Raw genomic sequence first — 1001 nt, 5'->3', positions numbered from 1 at the left:
ATAAAAAGTTGAAAATTCGTTAAAGAGGAATTCCATGGACTTTACAGTGTTCACGCAACTTTTCAATAAAATTGATCAGATAACAAAAACATATGTCACGGATATTTCCTCAAAAACAATAGCTACAATTACACCCTTTGTATCAATCGGTATCACAATCGCTTTCATCATCTATGGATGGCTCATCATCCGTGGCGCTATAGATATGCCTCTCTCCGGATTTGTAAATCGTTTCCTACGGGTAAGTATTATTACTTCAATAGCTCTTACCACAGGACTTTATCAGAATGAAATTGCCAATTTAATAACACAAATGCCCTATGAGTTATCAAAAGCGCTCATAACAAATCCACTCAATGATACACAGTTAATGAATTTACTGGACAAAGCAGCAACCAAAGGATTTCAATATGCAGGCCGTCTTTTCCAAGAAACCGTCTTCTTCGAAGCCAATGGACTGCTTTACAGTCTCTTAGGCATCATCATCTTGCTGGCAACAAGCCTCGTAGTCGCAATCGGTGGTGGTCTCGTGCTCCTGACAAAAATCGCTATTACACTTCTCGTAGGATGGGGACCACTCTTCATCATTGCTTTGCTCTGGCAACCAACTCATCGCCTTTTCGAGCAATGGACAATCCAAGTCGTCAATCATATAATCCTCTTTCTACTCTTAGCCACTGTATTTAATCTGATGATGAATATCTTTGCAAACTATTTGAGTGATATGAAACTCGATTACAACCAGAATATAAGCTTCATGTTTGGGGGAGCTCTCATCTTGTCCATTATATCCATCATGCTGTTACTCAAACTATCAAGCGTTGCCAATTCTCTCGCAAAAGGCATTACATTTGGACATCTATGGAGACATAAAACTAGATGAGATAAAAAAATAGTTCCCCTAACAAACGCCCTTAATGCCCATATGACAAAATAACAAGAATATCCAATCCTAAAGTAAAAAATATTCGCACTGAAATTGAGCGATCTTCATAAATTTA

1 protein-coding gene is annotated in these 1001 nt (G+C 38.0%); it reads left to right on the top strand.

The window, feature by feature from the left end:
• Positions 1 to 34 precede the first annotated feature (34 nt).
• Positions 35 to 883, top strand: coding sequence for a type IV secretion system protein (locus ACFIJP_RS09310; RefSeq protein ID WP_375627142.1), 849 nt, complete (start codon positions 35 to 37; stop codon positions 881 to 883).
• Positions 884 to 1001 lie beyond the last annotated feature (118 nt).

It is taken from the genome of Bartonella sp. MU37NMGALS, from assembly GCF_042194015.1.
Lineage (GTDB): Bacteria > Pseudomonadota > Alphaproteobacteria > Rhizobiales > Rhizobiaceae > Bartonella > Bartonella grahamii.
This window is presented reverse-complemented; position numbering and strand designations above follow the sequence as displayed.

Excerpts from the sequence above, each read along its gene's own strand:
- ACFIJP_RS09310 (WP_375627142.1), top strand. The coding sequence starts at position 35 with ATGGACTTTACAGTGTTCACGCAACTTTTCAATAAAATTGATCAGATA.